General features: G+C 66.6%; 18 protein-coding genes. 7 read left to right on the top strand and 11 right to left on the bottom strand.

Annotated elements, in window-relative coordinates:
* The first annotated feature begins 160 nt into the window (after positions 1-160).
* Positions 161-3,250: an excinuclease ABC subunit UvrA gene (gene uvrA, locus C380_RS23420; protein ID WP_015016325.1), complete on the top strand. Its 3,090-nt coding sequence runs from the start codon at positions 161-163 to the stop codon at positions 3,248-3,250.
* 25 nt (positions 3,251-3,275) lie between these two features.
* Here uvrA and C380_RS23415 read toward each other — a convergent pair whose 3' ends face one another.
* From C380_RS23415 to C380_RS23395, 5 genes are all read right to left on the bottom strand, one after another.
* Complete coding sequence (locus C380_RS23415) at positions 3,276-3,848, bottom strand: hypothetical protein (protein WP_015016324.1); 573 nt, start codon at positions 3,846-3,848, stop codon at positions 3,276-3,278.
* Positions 3,849-3,917: 69 nt separating this feature from the next.
* Positions 3,918-4,169, bottom strand: coding sequence for a hypothetical protein (locus C380_RS23410; RefSeq protein ID WP_015016323.1), 252 nt, complete (start codon positions 4,167-4,169; stop codon positions 3,918-3,920).
* 176 nt (positions 4,170-4,345) lie between these two features.
* Entirely contained in the window at positions 4,346-4,825 is a 480-nt protein-coding gene (locus C380_RS23405) for a GNAT family N-acetyltransferase (protein ID WP_015016322.1), read from the bottom strand.
* Positions 4,822-5,571 carry a tRNA-uridine aminocarboxypropyltransferase gene (locus tag C380_RS23400; RefSeq protein WP_015016321.1) on the bottom strand — a complete coding sequence of 250 codons (750 nt, stop codon included), beginning with the start codon at positions 5,569-5,571 and terminating at the stop codon, positions 4,822-4,824. Before C380_RS23400 ends, C380_RS23405 begins: the two co-directional genes overlap by 4 nt.
* The gene (locus tag C380_RS23395; protein ID WP_015016320.1) at positions 5,568-6,176 is read right to left on the bottom strand and encodes a class I SAM-dependent methyltransferase; all 609 of its coding nucleotides are present in this window, start codon (positions 6,174-6,176) and stop codon (positions 5,568-5,570) included. Before C380_RS23395 ends, C380_RS23400 begins: the two co-directional genes overlap by 4 nt.
* Before the next feature lie 159 nt (positions 6,177-6,335).
* On the opposite strand from C380_RS23395, the gene C380_RS24155 reads away from it, so the two are divergent.
* Positions 6,336-6,605 (top strand): hypothetical protein, encoded by a 270-nt coding sequence (locus C380_RS24155; protein WP_148280011.1) that lies wholly within the window; start codon positions 6,336-6,338, stop codon positions 6,603-6,605.
* On the opposite strand, the gene C380_RS23385 is transcribed toward C380_RS24155, so the two are convergent.
* Positions 6,606-6,989 carry a VOC family protein gene (locus C380_RS23385; RefSeq protein WP_015016318.1) on the bottom strand — a complete coding sequence of 128 codons (384 nt, stop codon included), beginning with the start codon at positions 6,987-6,989 and terminating at the stop codon, positions 6,606-6,608.
* Between the two features lie 326 nt (positions 6,990-7,315).
* On the opposite strand from C380_RS23385, the gene C380_RS23380 reads away from it, so the two are divergent.
* A complete protein-coding gene (locus tag C380_RS23380; protein ID WP_015016317.1) occupies positions 7,316-7,912 on the top strand; it encodes a flavin reductase family protein in 597 nt (198 codons plus the stop codon).
* A 132-nt stretch (positions 7,913-8,044) separates the two neighbouring features.
* Positions 8,045-9,382 (top strand): MFS transporter, encoded by a 1,338-nt coding sequence (locus C380_RS23375; protein WP_015016316.1) that lies wholly within the window; start codon positions 8,045-8,047, stop codon positions 9,380-9,382.
* 36 nt (positions 9,383-9,418) lie between these two features.
* On the opposite strand, the gene C380_RS23370 is transcribed toward C380_RS23375, so the two are convergent.
* Complete coding sequence (locus C380_RS23370; RefSeq protein ID WP_015016315.1) at positions 9,419-10,174, bottom strand: tyrosine-protein phosphatase; 756 nt, start codon at positions 10,172-10,174, stop codon at positions 9,419-9,421.
* Between the two features lie 131 nt (positions 10,175-10,305).
* Here C380_RS23370 and C380_RS24150 point away from each other — a divergent pair, with 131 nt between their 5' ends.
* The gene (locus C380_RS24150) at positions 10,306-11,139 is read left to right on the top strand and encodes a helix-turn-helix domain-containing protein (protein ID WP_015016314.1); all 834 of its coding nucleotides are present in this window, start codon (positions 10,306-10,308) and stop codon (positions 11,137-11,139) included.
* Here C380_RS24150 and C380_RS23360 read toward each other — a convergent pair.
* The 4 genes from C380_RS23360 to C380_RS23345 form a co-directional block, all read right to left on the bottom strand.
* Positions 11,115-11,438: a DUF2834 domain-containing protein gene (locus C380_RS23360; protein ID WP_015016313.1), complete on the bottom strand. Its 324-nt coding sequence runs from the start codon at positions 11,436-11,438 to the stop codon at positions 11,115-11,117. The genes C380_RS24150 and C380_RS23360 overlap by 25 nt on opposite strands.
* 120 nt (positions 11,439-11,558) lie before the next feature.
* Positions 11,559-11,903 (bottom strand): DUF4124 domain-containing protein, encoded by a 345-nt coding sequence (locus tag C380_RS23355; protein WP_015016312.1) that lies wholly within the window; start codon positions 11,901-11,903, stop codon positions 11,559-11,561.
* Between the two features lie 32 nt (positions 11,904-11,935).
* Entirely contained in the window at positions 11,936-12,157 is a 222-nt protein-coding gene (locus C380_RS23350) for a hypothetical protein (protein WP_148280010.1), read from the bottom strand.
* Complete coding sequence (locus C380_RS23345; protein WP_015016310.1) at positions 12,154-15,063, bottom strand: DNA topoisomerase III; 2,910 nt, start codon at positions 15,061-15,063, stop codon at positions 12,154-12,156. The genes C380_RS23350 and C380_RS23345 overlap by 4 nt, the downstream gene beginning before the upstream one ends.
* 119 nt (positions 15,064-15,182) lie before the next feature.
* Here C380_RS23345 and C380_RS23340 point away from each other — a divergent pair, with 119 nt between their 5' ends.
* Both C380_RS23340 and C380_RS23335 read left to right on the top strand, forming a co-directional pair.
* Positions 15,183-15,773, top strand: a complete 591-nt coding sequence (locus C380_RS23340) for an SET domain-containing protein (protein WP_015016309.1) — start codon at positions 15,183-15,185, stop codon at positions 15,771-15,773.
* Complete coding sequence (locus C380_RS23335) at positions 15,770-16,630, top strand: biotin--[acetyl-CoA-carboxylase] ligase (protein ID WP_015016308.1); 861 nt, start codon at positions 15,770-15,772, stop codon at positions 16,628-16,630. Before C380_RS23340 ends, C380_RS23335 begins: the two co-directional genes overlap by 4 nt.
* Positions 16,631-16,676 lie beyond the last annotated feature (46 nt).

Below are 16,676 nucleotides of genomic sequence, written 5' to 3'. Positions count from 1 at the left end.
CGGCACGGTGGTGCGCTAAGGCCCGAAGAAGCAAAACCAGGATTTTCGCCGATTGGCTGGGCGGCTGCTCAGAGGCCATCAAAGCGTGGCCTGCAGTGAGTCGGTGCCACCGTGGAGGGTAATGCAGGAGGGCTGCGCGAGAAAGCTTGGGTGTCCTATCATGGTGGGTTTTCCTGCACAGAGCCCGCCCGTGACCCCTCCCCCTGTTGCCGACGACCGATCCGCCGATGGTGTCTACCTCGCCCGCGCCCTGCGCGAGCAGTGCATCAGCATCCGTGGCGCGCGCACGCACAACCTCAAGAACATCGACCTGGACATCCCGCGCAACCAGCTGGTGGTGATCACGGGGCTGTCGGGTTCGGGCAAGTCGAGCCTGGCGTTTGACACGCTGTATGCCGAGGGGCAGCGGCGGTATGTGGAGAGCCTGTCTGCCTATGCGCGGCAGTTTCTAGGGCGGCTGGACAAGCCCGATGTGGACCTGATCGAGGGCCTGTCGCCGGCGATTTCCATCGAGCAAAAGGCCACCAGCCACAACCCGCGCTCCACCGTGGGCACGGTGACGGAGATTCACGACTACCTGCGCCTGCTCTATGCCCGCGCAGGCACGCCGTTTTGCCCCGACCACGGCCTGCCGCTGGCAGCGCAGACGGTGAGCCAGATGGTGGACGCCGTGCTGGCGCTGCCCGAGGACACCAAGCTGATGATCCTCGCGCCCGTGGCGCGCGAGAAGAAGGGCGAGTTCACCGAACTGTTTGCGCAGATGCAGGCGCTGGGCTACATCCGCTTTCGCTTGGACGGGCAGATTTACGAACACGAGAACCTGCCGCAGCTCAAGAAAACCGAGAAGCACGACATTGACGTGGTGATCGACCGCGTGAAGGTGCGGGCCGACCTGCAGCAGCGCCTGGCCGAGAGCATTGAGGCGGCCTTGCGCGTAGGTGGCAACGAGGGCAATGGCCGCGTTCTGGCACTGGAGATGGACACGGGGCAGGAGCATCTGTTCAGCAGCAAATTCGCGTGCCCGGTGTGCAGCTATTCGTTGGCCGAGCTGGAGCCGCGCCTGTTCTCGTTCAACTCGCCGATGGGCGCCTGCCCGGCGTGCGACGGCATTGGCCAGCGCGAGGTGTTCGACCCGGCGCGTGTTGTGGCCTTCCCGTCCCTCAGCCTGGCCAGCGGGGCCATCAAGGGCTGGGACCGGCGCAATGGCTACTACTTTGCGATGCTGGAGAGCCTGGCGCGGCACTACACCTTCGATATCGAGGCGCCGTTTGAGTCACTGCCCGCGCCGGTGCAGCACGCCATCCTGCATGGCTCGGGCGAGGAGGAGATTGCCTTCAGCTACATCCTCGACAGTGGTGCGCAAAAGGGCAAGACGGTCACCAAGAAGCACCCCTTCGAGGGCATCATCCCCAACATGGCCCGCCGCTACCGCGAGACCGATTCGGTGGTGGTGCGCGAAGACCTGGCGCGCTTTCGCAGCACCCAGCCCTGCCCCGAATGCCACGGTGTGCGCCTGCGCCGCGAGGCCCGCCATGTGAAGGTGGGCGAAGGCGAGCAAGCCCGCGCCATCTACGAGGTGAGCCATGCCACGCTGAGCGATGCCCATGCGTGGTTCCACGCGCTGAAGCTCACCGGCGCCAAGGCCGAGATTGCTGACAAGGTGGTGCGCGAGATCGCCACGCGCTTGCAGTTCTTGAACGATGTGGGCCTGAGCTACCTGAGCCTGGACCGCAGCGCCGAAACGCTCTCGGGCGGGGAGGCGCAGCGCATTCGCCTCGCGTCGCAAATCGGCTCGGGCCTGACGGGGGTGATGTACGTGCTCGACGAGCCCAGCATCGGCCTGCACCAGCGCGACAACGACCGGCTGATTGCCACGCTGCAGCACCTGCGCGACATCGGCAACAGCGTGATCGTGGTGGAGCACGACGAGGACATGATGCGCGCCGCCGACCATGTGATCGACATGGGCCCCGGCGCGGGCGTGCACGGCGGGCGGGTGATGGCGCAGGGCACGTACGACGAAGTGCTTGCCAATGCGCAGTCGCTCACCGGCCAGTACCTGTCGGGCACGCGCACGATTGCCGTGCCCAAGCGCCGCACGCCCTGGCTGCCGGTGCTGGACCAGCCTGCGCCCGTGGTGGAGGCCAAGGCCAAGTCGCGCTTTCCGCAGACCGAAGCCAGCAAGCGCCGTGCCGAACGCATGGCCGAGCACCATGCGCGCCAGGGCGCCGTGCAGGCGCTGCGCGTGGTGGGCGCCACGGGCAACAACCTCAAGGGGGTGACGGTGGACTTCCCCGTGGGCCTGCTCACCTGCGTGACGGGCGTCTCAGGCTCGGGCAAGAGCACGCTGGTCAACGACACGCTGTATGCCGCCGTTGCACGGCAGGTACACCGTGCGCACGAAGAGCCGGCCGAGCACGAAGAGATCGTGGGCATCGAGTATTTCGACAAGGTCATCAACGTAGACCAGAGCCCCATTGGCCGCACGCCGCGCAGCAACCCCGCCACCTACACAGGCCTGTTCACCCCCATCCGCGAGCTGATGGCCGAGACCAATACCGCCAAGGAGCGCGGCTATGGGCCGGGGCGCTTTTCCTTCAACGTGTCGCAGTCTTCGGGCGGCGGCCGCTGCGAGGCCTGCCAGGGCGACGGGGTGGTAAAGGTGGAGATGCATTTCTTGCCCGACGTGTACGTGCCCTGCGACATCTGCCACGGCCAGCGCTACAACCGCGAGACGCTGGAAGTGCTGTGGAAGGGCAAGAACATTGCGCAGATTCTGGAGCTGACGGTGGAAGACGCTGCGGCCTTCTTCCAGGACGTGCCCACCATCGCGCGCAAGCTGCAGACCTTGCTGGATGTGGGCCTGAGCTACATCCGCCTGGGCCAGGCGGCCACCACGCTGTCGGGCGGGGAGGCGCAGCGCGTGAAGCTGGCGCAGGAGCTGAGCAAGCGCGACACCGGCCGCACGCTTTACATCCTGGACGAGCCCACCACCGGGCTGCACTTTGCGGACATCGACCTGCTGCTGAAGGTGCTGCACCAGTTGCGCGATGCGGGTAACACCATCGTGATCATCGAGCACAACCTTGACGTGATCAAAACGGCAGACTGGCTCATCGACATGGGGCCGGAAGGCGGCGCGGGCGGTGGCACCGTGGTGGGTGTGGGTACCCCAGAAGAGCTGGCTGCCAACCCTGCCAGCCACACGGGGCGGTATCTGGCGCCGTATCTGAACAAATCGCCCGCCTGAGCGCGCGGGCGCCCAGGGCAGGCGCTCAGGGCGCCTTGCTCACAAACGCCACGGTCAGCCCCTTGGCCGTCACGGTGATGGGCCCGGGCTGCAGGCCCAAGCCGTCGAACACCGCCGTGTCTTGCGGGCGCAGCTGGTGCAGCGTGACCTCGCGCAGCGACTGCTCGGCCAGCTGTGGGCCGTAGGCATTGAGCAGCTCGTTCACCGCCGGGCGCAGGCCGGGAAACTCCATGCGGCCCAGCTGGATCTGGTGGGCGCGCAACGTGCGGTCGCTGGCCTCGTAGCGCAGCGCAAATTCCACATCCAGGCTGCCTGGGTAGCTGCGCCGCAAAGCCGGGCCTGCCACGTCGAGCGCCATGGCCGCGCCCAAGCGGTTCACCTCGGGCAGCAGGCGCAAGTGCGGCGTCTGCACGGTCAGGTTGAACAGGCCCTGCACCGGCACGCTGCGGGGAAATTTGGGGTCCACCATGGACTGCAGCTGCGCCAGGGGCACGGTGTAGCTGGGCTGGGCCTGTGCGCCCCGCGCCGCCAGCACTGCCGCGCCGCCCAGGGCGAGGCCACGGGTCGTAGCGGTCAGGAATCGTCTGCGATGCAGCATGGGCGTTCTCCGGCAAAAAAACCGGTGTGACTTCGAGGCCGCGAAAAGGTGCCCCGGCGCAGATTGCGCTCAGCGCCCCACCACCGACCAGCCCGCCCGCTGGTTGTTCTTGTCGTTCTCGTACTCCCACGCGGTGCCGCAGCGGTCGCACACGTAGCGGGTGATGGTGACGGTGCCGTCGTCACGGTCTTCCTTGCGGTTGCCGCGCTGCACCAGCTCGGCGTGGCCGGGCGCCTTGCGCCAGTTGCGCTGGATGCCCTGGCAGGGCTCGCACAGGGCCATGGGTTGCAGTTCGCGTTGGCGGGCCAGGTCTTTGGTCATGGTGTGGGGCGGCCGGGCTGGCCGTGAAGAGGGTCTGTGGGAGGGGGCGGTGGGGCGGCTACTGTAAGGCAATAGCGGTCTGTTGGGGTGTGCTCTGGGTGCGATGGACAGCAGAATTGCTAGCAAGCGCAGAGAGAATAAGCACAAATAGCTATCAAATGCGTAGCAAATTGCCGCTAGCTCAGCGACTTGCCCATGCGCGCGTTGTGCAGCACGATGCCTGCGCGCTCTACCGCCTGGCGTTCTTCCACGACAAAACCCTGGGCAGTAAAGAAGGGTTCGGCCGCTAGGCTCACATAGGCCTTCAGGTGCAGCAACCCCTGCTGTGATGCCTGGGCATGCAGGCGGTCCATCAGCGCCCTGGCGACTCCTTGGCGCGCAAAGGCAGGAGCCACAAAAAACATGTCGATGGTGCCGTCCGACTGCAGGTCTGCAAAGCCCGCGATGGCACCGTCGGCAGTCTCTGCGACCCAGGGCCGGTTGGTGCGCATGCGCTCGGACCAGGCCTGGATGTCGTAGTCGGCAGGTGCCCAGGCCTGCAGCTGCGCGGGCGTGTAAAAGGGGTGTGCCAACCCGTGCACCGAAGCATGGAACACCTTGCGCAGGGCCGCCTCGTCACCCACACAAAAAGGGCGGATCTGCCATGCCTGCGTCATGTCGCCTCCCCCTGCAGAACGCTACGCAGCCGCAGGTGCGTCGTATCGTCCGCCGCCACCGGCAACTGGTGCTTGGCCTGCAGATAGTGGTGCGTGAACACGTCCAGGTACGCCTCCAGCGCCTGTGCGGCTTGCAGCTCGCCCGCCAGCTCCAGGCACAGCGCGCCGACCTCGGAGGTGCAGAAGTGGTCCATGCGCGTGGACCGGCGCAGGTGGTAGCGCGAGAGCTGCTCGGGCTGCAGGCTCAGCACGGGCAGGTGGTTGAGGTAAGGGCTCTTGCGGAACATCTTGCGCGCCTCGGGCCAGGTGGCGTCGAGCAGCACGAACAGCGGGCGTTTGCCCTCGACCATCGCCACCTGCGTGACCACGCGCTCGGGCGCCACGAACTCGCCGGGGAACACCACATACGGCTGCCATTGCGGGTCGGACAGCAGTGCCAGCAGGTCGGGGTGCACCTCGGTGCGCGCCCAGCCAAAGGCATAGGTGTCGGCCACCACATCGGCAATCAGCCAGCCGGTGTTGCTGGGCTTGAGGGGCTCGATGTCCGCCATCAGCAGGCACATGCCCGCGCGGGTGGGCAGCTTGGGGCGCAGCGCACAGATGCAGTGGCTGGGCACCAGGCGGCAGCCCGCGCAGCGCTCACCCTTGGGGCCGCCGCGGGCCAGAAAGGGCTTGGCACTGCGGGCCAGGCGCTCGGCGCGCAGGCGGGCTACCGCATGGGGGGCCGGGGGCGTGGAGTCGTTCACTGGCCGCCTGCCTGCTCCAGCGCAAACAGCGGCACCTCCGCCTTGCGGCTGAGCCACACGCCGCCGCCCAGCTCGATGGCGCCCTCTTGCAGCCCGCGCCGGTAGAGGTCGGCTCGGTGGCGGAACACGCGGTTGTCGGTGATGTCTTCGTCGATGATGTCGCGCTCGTAGTCCTCGCGCGAGACAGCTTCGATGTACAGCGCGCCCCGGCTCAGGCGGCCCAGGTTGTGCAGGGCGGCCTTCAGGTCGGGCGGGCTCAGGTAGGGCAGCACCCCCTGGCAGATCACAAAGTCGAACGGCTCCCTTGCCGCATAGTCCACCACCGAGCCCTGCTGCCAGCCAAAGCGCTCGCACAGGTAGGGACTGAACTCCACGCCCTGGTAACTGGCGGCGGGAAAGTGCTGCGCCATGATGTCCCTCCACAGCCCGATGCCGCAGCCCACGTCCAGTACGCGATTCACCGGCACACGCAGGTATTTGAGGTAGCTGCACACGAAGGTGCCCAGGCGCTCCATGTGCTGCGGGTCCACCACGCTGGTTTTCTTGTCGAAATAGAAGCGCTGGTAATAGGCCTCGTCGAAGGTAGTGGCACTGGCGGATTTCAATGGACGGTCCTTGTGGCGGAGAAAGCAGCAAAGCGCCAGAGTATCCCGCACCCGGCCGGGTGCCTGGCATGGTGGTGCTCGCTCGCGCGCATTTGCTGGCGGCGGTGTGGCATCGCCTGCGCAAGCCGGCCGGGCCCGTGGGCATGGCAGCCTGGTCCTTTGGGGTGGCCATGGTGCACGGTGCCGGGCTGGCGCTGGTGCCTGCGCTGGCACCGCTGTGCGGGGGCGATGGCGCAGCCGGTGGGGCGGCTCCAGCGGGTGGCGGGGCTCTCCACCCCCTTGCTGCTGGCGTTGGCTGCGCTGGGTGTTCACATCCTGGTCATGCTGGCCGTCACCGGGGCCATGGCCGCTGCGGCCTGCCAAGCTGTGCAGGCCGCCCAGCGCTGGCTGCAGCGCCACCGGCGTTGCTGTGGCGGCCCTTCCCGCTGATCAGGCCTTGGCCGGGCGGTGCAGGGCGCAGATCTTGTTGCCGTCCGGGTCGCGCAGGTACGCCAGGTACAGCTTGCCGCCGGGGCCTTCGCGCCAGCCGGGTGGGTCTTCGCAGGTAACGCCGCCGTTGGCCACGCCAGCGGCATGAAAGGCGTCGGCCTGCTCGGGCGACTGCATGGCAAAACCGATGGTGCCGCCGTTGGCAAAGGTGGCGGGCTCGCCGTTGATGGGGGTGGTGATGCCGAAGGTACCGGTGGGGCCGCGATAGAAGTAGCGGTTCTTGTTGGCCACCCCGGGCGGTACACCCAGCGTGCCCAGCAGCGCGTCATAAAACTTCTTGGACCGCTCCAGGTCGTTCACACCGACCATCACATGACTGAACATTCATCGTCTCCTGTAAGCCCCTCAAGGGGCGGGTTGTGGCCAACGGTTGGCGGTGGCATGTTAGCGGGTGGCTATCGCCATCACAGGGGCGTGCCACAAGCCCCTGTGCGGCACTCTGGCTGGGGCGCCTTTTGGCGGCAGCCTCTGTGGCCCCCGGGCGTCCACACAGGCTGCATGGAAGCCGTTTTGAGGCAAAAATGCGCCATAGCGCTAGTACAACATGCCTGAATAGCTATCTAATTTATAGCAAACATCCTCAGCGCCAATAGCTTCCGCGCTCCATCTCATACCCCTCGTATCGCCCTTTGAACAAGCCATCACACCCCATGCTGCCCACTGCCTCCCCGCCCCACTTCACCCCGGTGCCCCTCGACAAGGCCTACCGCCTGCTCAACCACGGCCCCGTCGTGCTGGTGTCGGCCACCCATGCAGGCCAGCACAACGTCATGGCCGCATCGTGGGCCTGCGCACTGGACTTTGCGCCGCCCAAGGTCACCGTGGTGCTCGACAAGGCGACGCGCACGCGCGAGCTGGTGGAGGCCAGCGGCTTCTTTGCACTGCAGCTGCCCACCGTGCCCCTGGCAGCGCTGACCGTTGCCCTGGGCACCGACACCGCCAAGACCACGCCCGACAAGCTGCAGCGCCATGGCGTGGCGTTTTTTGAAGCCCCCGGTCAACCTGCGCAGACCACACCCCCGCTGGTGCAAGGCTGCGCCGCCTGGCTGCTGTGCCGCGTGGTCCCCGAGCCCCACAACCAGCAGGCCTACGACCTCTTCATCAGCGAAGTGGTGGCCGCCTGGGCCGACGACCGTGTGTTCCGTAACGGGCACTGGGAGTTCGACACCGCGCCGGATGACTTGCGCACGTTGCACTACGTGGCGGGTGGGCAGTTTTATGCGACGGGGAAGTCGGTGCGGGTGTGAGGTCCGGCGTCCTCTGCTTGTTCCAGGCCCGGCCGGGTGCCCGGCAACCCGTGGGGTCGGCGCAGAACGGTGCCTGTCTGCAGAAGCGTACGTCGTGCCCAGGCCGGACACTGGTTCGGGTAAATTGCTTCAATGCCCCACCCCTCCCCAGCCACAACCGCCGCCGCTAGCGCAGCGGCACCTGCTTCCCTCATCGACTCCCGCCAGGCCGCGTGGCGCCTGCTGACCACGCTGGGCCTGGTGGTGCTGGGCAACAGCAGTATGTATGTGGTGTCGGTGGTGCTGCCCGCCGTGCAGGCTGAGTTTGGCGTGGGCCGTGCCGATGCGTCGCTGCCCTACACGCTGATGATGGTGTGCCTGGGGCTGGGCGGCATCTGGACGGGGCGCATGGCCGACCGGCATGGGCTGATGCCGGTGCTGTGCGTGGGCGCGGTGGCCGTGTGTGGCGGGTTTGTGTGGGCTGGGCTGTCGGGCAGCATCTGGGGGTTTGGGCTGGCGCACGGACTGATGGGGCTGATTGGCAGCTCGGCCACATTTGCGCCGCTGATGGCCGACACCGCGCTGTGGTGGAACAAGCGGCGCGGCATTGCGGTGGCGATCTGCGCCAGCGGCAACTACATTGCGGGCGCGCTGTGGCCGCCCATCGTGCAGCACGGCATCGAGCTGATCGGCTGGCGCCACACCTATGTGCTGCTGGGCCTGGTGTGTGGCGTGGGCATGCTGCTGCTGGCACTGCGCATGCGCCAGCGCGCACCCATGGTGCAGATGGATGCAGTCCCTGCACCGGCTGCACCCGCTGCATCGACGCAGGGTGCGTCAGCCGGTGTGGCGCCTGCAGCGCTGTCGCTCGACCGCAGCCGCCCGTTTGGCCTGCGTCCATTGCATGCGCAGCTGCTGCTGTGTGTGGCGGGTGTGGCCTGCTGCGTGGCCATGGCGATGCCGCAGGTGCACATCGTGGCGTATTGCACCGACCTGGGTTTTGGTGCGGCGCGCGGGGCCGAGATGCTGTCGCTGATGCTGGCGTGCGGCATCGTCAGCCGCCTGGTGTCGGGCGTGATCTGCGACCGCATTGGCGGCGTGCGCACGCTGCTGCTGGGCTCGGCGTTGCAGGGCGTGGGGCTGGCGCTGTTTTTGCCATTTGACGGGCTGGTGCCGCTGTATGTCATCTCGGCCATGTTCGGGCTGTTCCAAGGCGGCATCGTGCCCGCCTACGCCATCATCATCCGCGAGTATTTCGCGCCGCAAGAGGCGGGCGCGCGGGTGGGCGCGGTGATCATGGCCACGCTGATCGGCATGGCGCTGGGGGGCTGGATGTCGGGCTGGATCTTTGACCTGACGGGCAGCTACCGCGCGGCATTTTTGAACGGCATGGCGTGGAACCTGCTGAACCTGTCGATCGTGGGCTGGCTGTTCTGGCACGTGCGCCAACAGCGCTCTGTGACAGTGCGGCCGCAGCACAGCGCGGGGTAAGCCGGGCAGGCGCCGCCGGCGGGCACCATCAGCGATTTAGGCCGTCTGCAGATACCGCCCTGCCAGTTCCTTCTGCGCGGCAGCGTCAACACCCAGCACGTCCACCAGATACGCCTGCAGCCCGCCAAAGTCGTTGTCCACCATGTGCAGGGCGGCGTCCAGAAACTCTTCCTGCACACGCCACAGCACGCGCAGCACTTCTTCCGGCGCGTGGCTGCCCATGCCGGGTGGGCGCTGGTACAGCGCGTTGGTCAGCAGGTAGTCGTGCATCACCACATCGCGCGGCACGCCCAGCGTCAGCAGGATGAGGGCGGCGGCAAAGCCGGTGCGGTCCTTGCCTGCGGTGCAGTGAAACACCGTGGGCGCATCGCTGGCCAGCAGCAGGCGGAACAGCTCGGCAAAACGCGGGGCGTTGTCGTGCACAAAACCCCGGTAGGTGTCCTGCATCAGGCCCACGGCGTCTTGGGCGGTGAGCTGGCGGCCGGTGCGCTGTAGCTCCAGCGCACGCTGCACCACCGTGGGTTCGATGTGCAGCGGGTGGTACTGCACACCGGGCAGCGTGTAGGCATAGGCGGCGCTTTCGGCCTGGCCGCGAAAGTCCACCGCGCGGGCGACGCCCAGGTCGGCCAGCAGGGCCTGGTCTTCGGGCGTCAGGCCTGCCAGGTGGTCGGAGCGGAAGATGCGGCGCCATTTCACGGCCTGCCCACCATGGCCCACATAGCCGCCGAGATCACGGAAGTTGGTGGCGCCTGCGAGAGGGAGGGATCGGGTGGGAGTGTGCGCTTGCTGCATGGTGCGTGGTACGGAGATGCGATGGGTGGGTGGGGTGCTGAGCCACCAAGGATAGACCGGCGGTGCGTCAGGCACATGTCGCACGGGTGGCTGGTTCGGCCACTGGCTGTCGCAGTGTGCAGAATCTGGCCATGCAGCGTTTCGTGCCCGTTCCCCCTGATCTGCAACCGTGGCTGATGGCTGCGGTGGTGGTTGATACCCCTGCGACGCTGGCGCAGTCGCATTTCCCGGCGATGGTGTCGAGCATGCTGGTGGTGCGGTTGGCGGGGCAGGTGCATTGCCGGGGCGCGCTGGTGCCACCTTCGGCATGGATCAGCGCCAGCACCACGCCCACCGTGTACGAGCACGGCGGGCCTGTGCAAGCAGTGGTGCTGGTGCTGCAACCCGGGGCCGCGGCGGCGCTGTTTGCCGCCGCGCTCGGGCAGGTCAACACTTTGCGCCCGATGGCGGATTTGGCAGGCCCGAGGTGGGCCGAAGTCGTATGCGCTGTGAGGGGCGCGGCGGATGATGGCGCGCGGCTGGAGGTGTTGTGCCAGTTTGTCCGGCAAAACTTTGCACCGCCGTCGCCCTGTGAATCGCGACGGCTGCAGGGGCTGGCCTTGCTGGCTGCGATGGGCCATCGCATGGGCCTGGGCCAGCGGCAATTCGCACGGCGCTTTGTGGCGCACTGGGGCATGGCGCCCAAGCAATTTGAGGTGATTGCGCGCATGAACAGCGCGCTGGGGCATGCGCTTGACACGCCAGGCAGTGCTGTTTCAGTGGCAGAGCTAGCGGCCGACGAAGGCTATTACGACCAGTCGCACATGGGGCGCGATGTGCGCAGGCTGGCGGGCCATCCGTTGCAGGCTTTGGTGCAAGGCGCGCGCACCCCTGTCAGTGCGCAATGGCCCTTGAAGGTGGGTGTGCAGGCGCAGCAGGCGCTGGCACACCTCCAAAGCGATCAGGAATCTGCCCGCAGGCGCTGAGCCAAGTACAGCGGCATGGCGAACGCCAGGCCCAGGCCCCAGCAGGCGGCGATGCAGGCCCAGCGCCACGCGCCCAGGGCTCGGTCTGCGGCAACCCAGGCGGTGAAGGCCCCAGCCGCCAAGTACACATCCAGGGTGATGGCCGTGGTCAGCGGGTTGGCAAAGGCATCGCGCCAGAAAACGCCTGGCATCACGCTGCCCCCCGCCAGGAAATACACCGCATTGAAATACCAGGGGACGGCGAGGCCGACAAGAGCCAGCAGAAGAAAAAAGGTGCGAAGGTACCGGTGGTCGTGCATCGTTGCGGTCGACCTCTCACAGAGAAAGGCCTTGGAAGGTGATCAATGCACTGATTGAATCCCAGCGCCCTGTGGAGAGCTAGGAAAAAAGCGACATGCCCGCAGGCGCCCGCCGTGAAACTATTGCGCGCTGGGGAGCGAGGTGACGGCGCCGTCCACCGGCTGCTCCTGGGCCCCCTTGGGGCAAGGCTGGTCGGTGTAGGTAGTGCGGCCGTGTTGCACGCACTTGCGTGGCTGCGGCGCGGCGGGCGTGGACGTGCCGCTGCGCGCGGGCTGCGCCTGGGCGGGCCGCTTGTCGGGCGGCAGGGTGTCGGGGCCCGGGCGGGTGATCTTTTTCCACATCTGCTCGGACCACGGCCCTGCGTGGGGCAGCCAGCTATCGCGCGTCCACCACGCAGCGGCGGCGGCAGCAACCACCACGACCGCGATGGCGGTGAGGACGGTGCGTTCAGTGCGGCTGCGCATACGGATGCGGTGAGAGCGCTGGAAAAGGCTTGTCAGCGTGTGCGCTCGCGCGTCACGTTCACGTCGATGTCACCAAACACGGTCACGCCGCTCGCGCCCTGGGGCTGCTGCTGGCTGGCCGGGTCGCTGGAGCGCGCGGAGCCTGTGGTGGTGCAACCCCCCAGCGCAGCGGCAACCGCGATGGCCACCAGCGAAGTGCGGCAGACGCTGCCTGCCATCGACGCGGTAGGTGCCCTGTTCAGCGGCTTCATCATTCGCCGCCCAGGTGGTTGCCCAGAATGCCGGCCAGCTCGAACATGCCTGCGCTGTCCTTGCCGAACACGGCGCGCAGCTTGTCGTCGGCGACGATGGTGCGCTTGTCCTTGGGGTCCTGCAGGTTGTGGGCCTTGATGTATTCCCACATCTTCTTGACGGCCTCGGGGCGCGCCACCGGCTCGTTGCCAATCACTGCGGCCAGGGCGGCGCTGGGGGCCTTGCCTGCGGCGGCCTTGCGCGGGGCTTTGGCGGCAGCGGTTTTGGTTGCGGCCTTCTTTGCAGGGGCTTTTTTGGCAGTAGCGCTAGTGGCTTTTGCCTTGGCTGCTATTGTTTTTGCAGCGGCTCCTGGGCGAGGTGGGAACTTGCTGGGCGCAAATTCAAAGTTGACCTTGCCCGCCTCCTTGTCCCACGCCAGGTGGGCCTTGAAGTTGCGGCGCGTGCGCATGCTGACGAACTTGTCGAGCAGGTCGGTCTTGCCTGTCTCCAGCAGCTTGTGCATCTGCTCGCGTTCCACGGGCTGCTGCAGGATGATCTTTCCGCTCTTGAAGGTGCAGCTGGGCGTGGGCTGGGCGGCCGTGGGCACGGCCTTGCTGCACACGTAGTTGCTGCCGTGCTCGTGCACTTCCGATCCGCAGATGGGGCAGGCACCCAGCGATGCGTCTTCAAACTCCACCAGCTCGCCGGATTCCTCGGCGTTCTTGTCATCGCCAAAGTCGAATTCGAGCTTGTAGTTGTGCGCCTCGTCGTCGTACTTGATGACGATTTCGGACGTGAACGGCCAGCCCGCCTTGGAGCGGAAGCCCTCCAGCGGGCCGATCTTCTTGTCGCGCAGCAGCTGTTCGGCCTCGGCCGTTTCAAACGTGCGGCCGGCGGGCGACTTGCCAAAGCTGAAGCCACAACCTTCTGCGCCCGGCTTGCCCACGCAGGCATACCTGCGGTAGTTTTCCTTCACCACGCCACCGCAGTTGGGGCAAGGGGATTCAAGCGTGGCGTAGTCGCCGGGGATGGTGTCGCGGTCGTATTCCTTGGCCTTCTTCACCATGCGCTCGGTCATGGCGGCAATCTCTTGCATGAAGGCTTCGCGGCTGAGTTGGCCCTTCTCCATCTGCGAGAGCTTGTACTCCCACTCGCCCGTGAGTTCGGCACGGCAGAGCTCTTCCACCTCCAGCCCGCGCAGCAGCGTCATGAGCTGGAAGGCCTTGGCCGTGGGGATGATCTCGCGGCCTTCGCGCAGCATGTACTTTTCAGTCAGCAAGCCTTCGATGATGGCCGCGCGCGTGGCAGGCGTGCCCAGGCCCTTTTCCTGCATGGCTTCGCGCAGCTCGTCGTCGTCGATCTGCTTGCCGGCGCTTTCCATGGCGCCGAGCAGCGTGGCTTCGGAGTAGCGGGCGGGCGGCTTGGTCTTGAGGCCCTTGGGATCGACCTGCAGGGTGTTGACCATTTCACCGGGCTTCACAGGCACCAAGTTCTGGCCCTTGTCGCCGTCCTTGCCGCCTTCGACTTCGTCGGCGGCTTCCTTGCCGTAGATGGCCAGCCAGCCCGGCTTGACCAGCACCTTGCCTTCGGTCTTGAAGCTGTGCGGGGCCACGGTGCTGATGCGGGTGGTGACGGTGTATTCGGCACTCGGGAAGAACACGGCCATGAAGCGGCGCACGACCAGGTCGTACAGCTTTTGCTCAGCCTCGCTCAAGCCCGACGGGGCTTGCGTGGTGGGGATGATCGCAAAGTGGTCACTCACCTTGCTGTTGTCGAAGATGCGCTTGGATGGGCGGATGTAGTTGTTGTTCAGCGCGGTGAGCGCGTGCGGCGCCAGGTGGCGCATGCCGCTGTCGGCCAGCATTTCAAAAGTTTGCTTGGCCACGGGCAAATAGTCTTCGGGCAGCGCGCGCGAATCGGTACGCGGGTAGGTCAGGGCCTTGTGGCGCTCGTACAGGCTTTGCGCCAGGGCGAGCGTGGTCTTGGCAGAAAAGCCGAACTTGCCGTTGGCCTCGCGCTGCAGGCTGGTCAGGTCAAACAGCAGGGGCGATGCCTGGGTGGTGGGCTTGCTCTCTTCGGTGACGGTGGCCTGTTTGCCGCGCACGGCGTTGGCAATGGCTTGCGCTTCAGCGGCCGACCATACGCGGTCGGCGCGGGCTTCCACGTCCTCGCCTTTTTTCCACTTGGGGTCGAACCACTTGGCGGGGTACTCGCCCGCCTGGGCGCCGAAGGTGGCGTGGATTTCCCAGTAGTCGCGGCTGATGAACTTGCGGATCTTTTCCTCGCGCTCCACCACCAGCGACAGCGTGGGCGTCTGCACCCGGCCCACGGTGGTCAAGAAGAAGCCACCGTCGCGCGAGTTGAACGCCGTCATGGCGCGCGTGCCGTTGATGCCCACCAGCCAGTCGGCCTCGGAGCGGCTGCGGGCCGCACTGGCGAGGCCTGCCATCTGCTGCTCGCTGCGCAGCGCATCAAAGCCGTCGCGGATGGCCTGGGGCGTCATGGACTGCAGCCACAGGCGTTTGACGGGTTTGCCCAACGGTTTGCTGCCTCCAGCGTACTGCTCGATCAGGCGGAAGATCAGTTCCCCCTCACGGCCCGCGTCACAGGCGTTGATGAGTTCGGTCACGTCCTTGCGCTTGGCCTGCTTGACCACCGCGTTCAGGCGGCTCTTGGTCTTGTCCACGGGCTTCAGGTCAAAGTACGGCGGGATCACGGGCAGGTGCGCAAAGCTCCACTTGCCGCGCTTGACGTCAAACTGCTCGGGGGCCTGGATCTCCACCAGGTGGCCCACGGCGCTGGTGACGACATAGCGGTCGTTCTCGAAGTGGTCTTCGTGCTTCTCGAACTTGCCCGCCACGGGGGTCAGTGCGCGCACGATGTCTTGCGCCACCGAGGGTTTTTCTGCAATTACCAGGGTCTTGGTCATTTTTTGGTTTCTCGCCAGTCTGGCTGTCCGGCATCCGGCCGGTCGCTTCTACAATCCGTTGCCTCACGCGTACACGCGCACGCGCATGTGTGCATATTCAAGTTAACAGAGTTTTTGCCATGCCCCGCACCGCACCGCCTGCAACCCCGACCCCTGCGCAGGGGCGTCGCATCCAGACCCGGCGCTCGGGCGTGCACGGCAAGGGCGTTTTTGCCGTGCAGGATATTGCAGAGGGCGAAGTCCTTGTTGAATACACGGGTGAAGTGATCGGCTGGCAGGAAGCGCAGGACCGGCACCCGCACGACCCCTTGCAGCCCAACCACACGTTCTACTTCCATGTGGATGAAGACCATGTGATCGACGCAAAGTTCGGCGGCAATTCGTCGCGCTGGATCAACCACAGCTGCAACCCCAACTGCTACGCCGACGAGCGCGACGGCCGCATTTTCATCACCGCGCTGCGCAACATCAAGGCGGGCGAAGAGCTGAACTACGACTACGGCCTAATCATCGAAGAGCGCTACACCCCCAAGCTCAAGGCCGAGTACCCCTGCTGGTGCGGCAGCCCCAACTGCCGGGGCACGCTGCTGGCGCCCAAGCGCGGCTGGGCACCGCCGGTGCCGCTGCCACAGTCCAAGCCGTCTTCTGCCAAGGCGAAGAAGGCCGCCAAGGCTCCCCAGAAGGCCAAGCCGCGAGGCCGCAGCCAGTGAGCGCCACATCCCCGATCCGCTGGCCCGCCGAGGCCATCTGGGAGGCGGTATCCCCGCTGCTGCCGGGCTTCACTGTGGAGGTGCTGCCCACCATCGACTCCACCAACACCGAGCTGATGCGCCGTGCGCGCAACGGCCAGTGCGAGCCCACCCTGCTGGTGGCCGAGCAGCAGACCGCCGGGCGCGGGCGGCTGGGGCGGGTATGGCAAAGCGATGTGGGGGCTTCTCTGATGATGTCCTTGGGCTTGCCGCTGGCACCCCAGGATTGGTCTGGCCTGTCGCTCGCCGTGGGGGTGAGCGTGGCCGAGAGCCTGCAGCCCGTGCTGCCACCGCTGGGCGCGAACCAGCCGGCTCGCGTGGGACTCAAGTGGCCCAACGACCTCTGGCTGGGCGGTGCGGCGGGCGACCGCAAGCTGGGCGGCATTCTGGTGGAGACCGCGAGTTTTGTGGCGCCCCAGGCCGTTGCCCCGCAGACGAACACCAGCACCGCGCGCTATGTGGTGGTAGGCATCGGCATCAACGTGCTGCCCCGCAGCCCCGAGGGCATGAGCATGCCCCCCGGCAGCCTGCAGGAGGTGGAACCGGGCCTGGACGCGCCCACCGCGCTGCAACGCATCGTGCCGCCGCTGGTGGCCATGCTGCAGTCGTTTGCGGGCTATGGCTTTGCGCCCATGCAGCCCCGCTTTGCGGCGCGCGATGTGCTGCAGGGCCGCGCCGTGACGCTGAGCGACGGCCACACGGGCACCGCGCATGGCGTGGGTGATGACGGGGCGCTGCTGGTGCACACGGCGGGTGGCATGCAGGCCATCACCAGCTCCGAAATCAGCGTGCGGCCGACAGCGGTGCCACCGGTGTGAGCCCGCTTTTCCTTCCGATGCGAGTGTTCTTGAAAGGCCGCGCCCC

The organism is Acidovorax sp. KKS102, from assembly GCF_000302535.1.
GTDB lineage: Bacteria > Pseudomonadota > Gammaproteobacteria > Burkholderiales > Burkholderiaceae_C > Acidovorax.
This window is presented reverse-complemented; position numbering and strand designations above follow the sequence as displayed.

Excerpts from the sequence above, each read along its gene's own strand:
- uvrA (WP_015016325.1), top strand. The coding sequence starts at position 161 with ATGGTGGGTTTTCCTGCACAGAGCCCGCCCGTGACCCCTCCCCCTGTT.
- C380_RS23415 (WP_015016324.1), bottom strand. The coding sequence starts at position 3,848 with ATGCTGCATCGCAGACGATTCCTGACCGCTACGACCCGTGGCCTCGCC.
- C380_RS23410 (WP_015016323.1), bottom strand. The coding sequence starts at position 4,169 with ATGACCAAAGACCTGGCCCGCCAACGCGAACTGCAACCCATGGCCCTG.
- C380_RS23405 (WP_015016322.1), bottom strand. The coding sequence starts at position 4,825 with ATGACGCAGGCATGGCAGATCCGCCCTTTTTGTGTGGGTGACGAGGCG.
- C380_RS23385 (WP_015016318.1), bottom strand. The coding sequence starts at position 6,989 with ATGTTCAGTCATGTGATGGTCGGTGTGAACGACCTGGAGCGGTCCAAG.
- C380_RS23380 (WP_015016317.1), top strand. The coding sequence starts at position 7,316 with ATGCTGCCCACTGCCTCCCCGCCCCACTTCACCCCGGTGCCCCTCGAC.
- C380_RS23375 (WP_015016316.1), top strand. The coding sequence starts at position 8,045 with ATGCCCCACCCCTCCCCAGCCACAACCGCCGCCGCTAGCGCAGCGGCA.
- C380_RS23370 (WP_015016315.1), bottom strand. The coding sequence starts at position 10,174 with ATGCAGCAAGCGCACACTCCCACCCGATCCCTCCCTCTCGCAGGCGCC.
- C380_RS24150 (WP_015016314.1), top strand. The coding sequence starts at position 10,306 with ATGCAGCGTTTCGTGCCCGTTCCCCCTGATCTGCAACCGTGGCTGATG.
- C380_RS23360 (WP_015016313.1), bottom strand. The coding sequence starts at position 11,438 with ATGCACGACCACCGGTACCTTCGCACCTTTTTTCTTCTGCTGGCTCTT.
- C380_RS23355 (WP_015016312.1), bottom strand. The coding sequence starts at position 11,903 with ATGCGCAGCCGCACTGAACGCACCGTCCTCACCGCCATCGCGGTCGTG.
- C380_RS23350 (WP_148280010.1), bottom strand. The coding sequence starts at position 12,157 with ATGATGAAGCCGCTGAACAGGGCACCTACCGCGTCGATGGCAGGCAGC.
- C380_RS23345 (WP_015016310.1), bottom strand. The coding sequence starts at position 15,063 with ATGACCAAGACCCTGGTAATTGCAGAAAAACCCTCGGTGGCGCAAGAC.
- C380_RS23340 (WP_015016309.1), top strand. The coding sequence starts at position 15,183 with ATGCCCCGCACCGCACCGCCTGCAACCCCGACCCCTGCGCAGGGGCGT.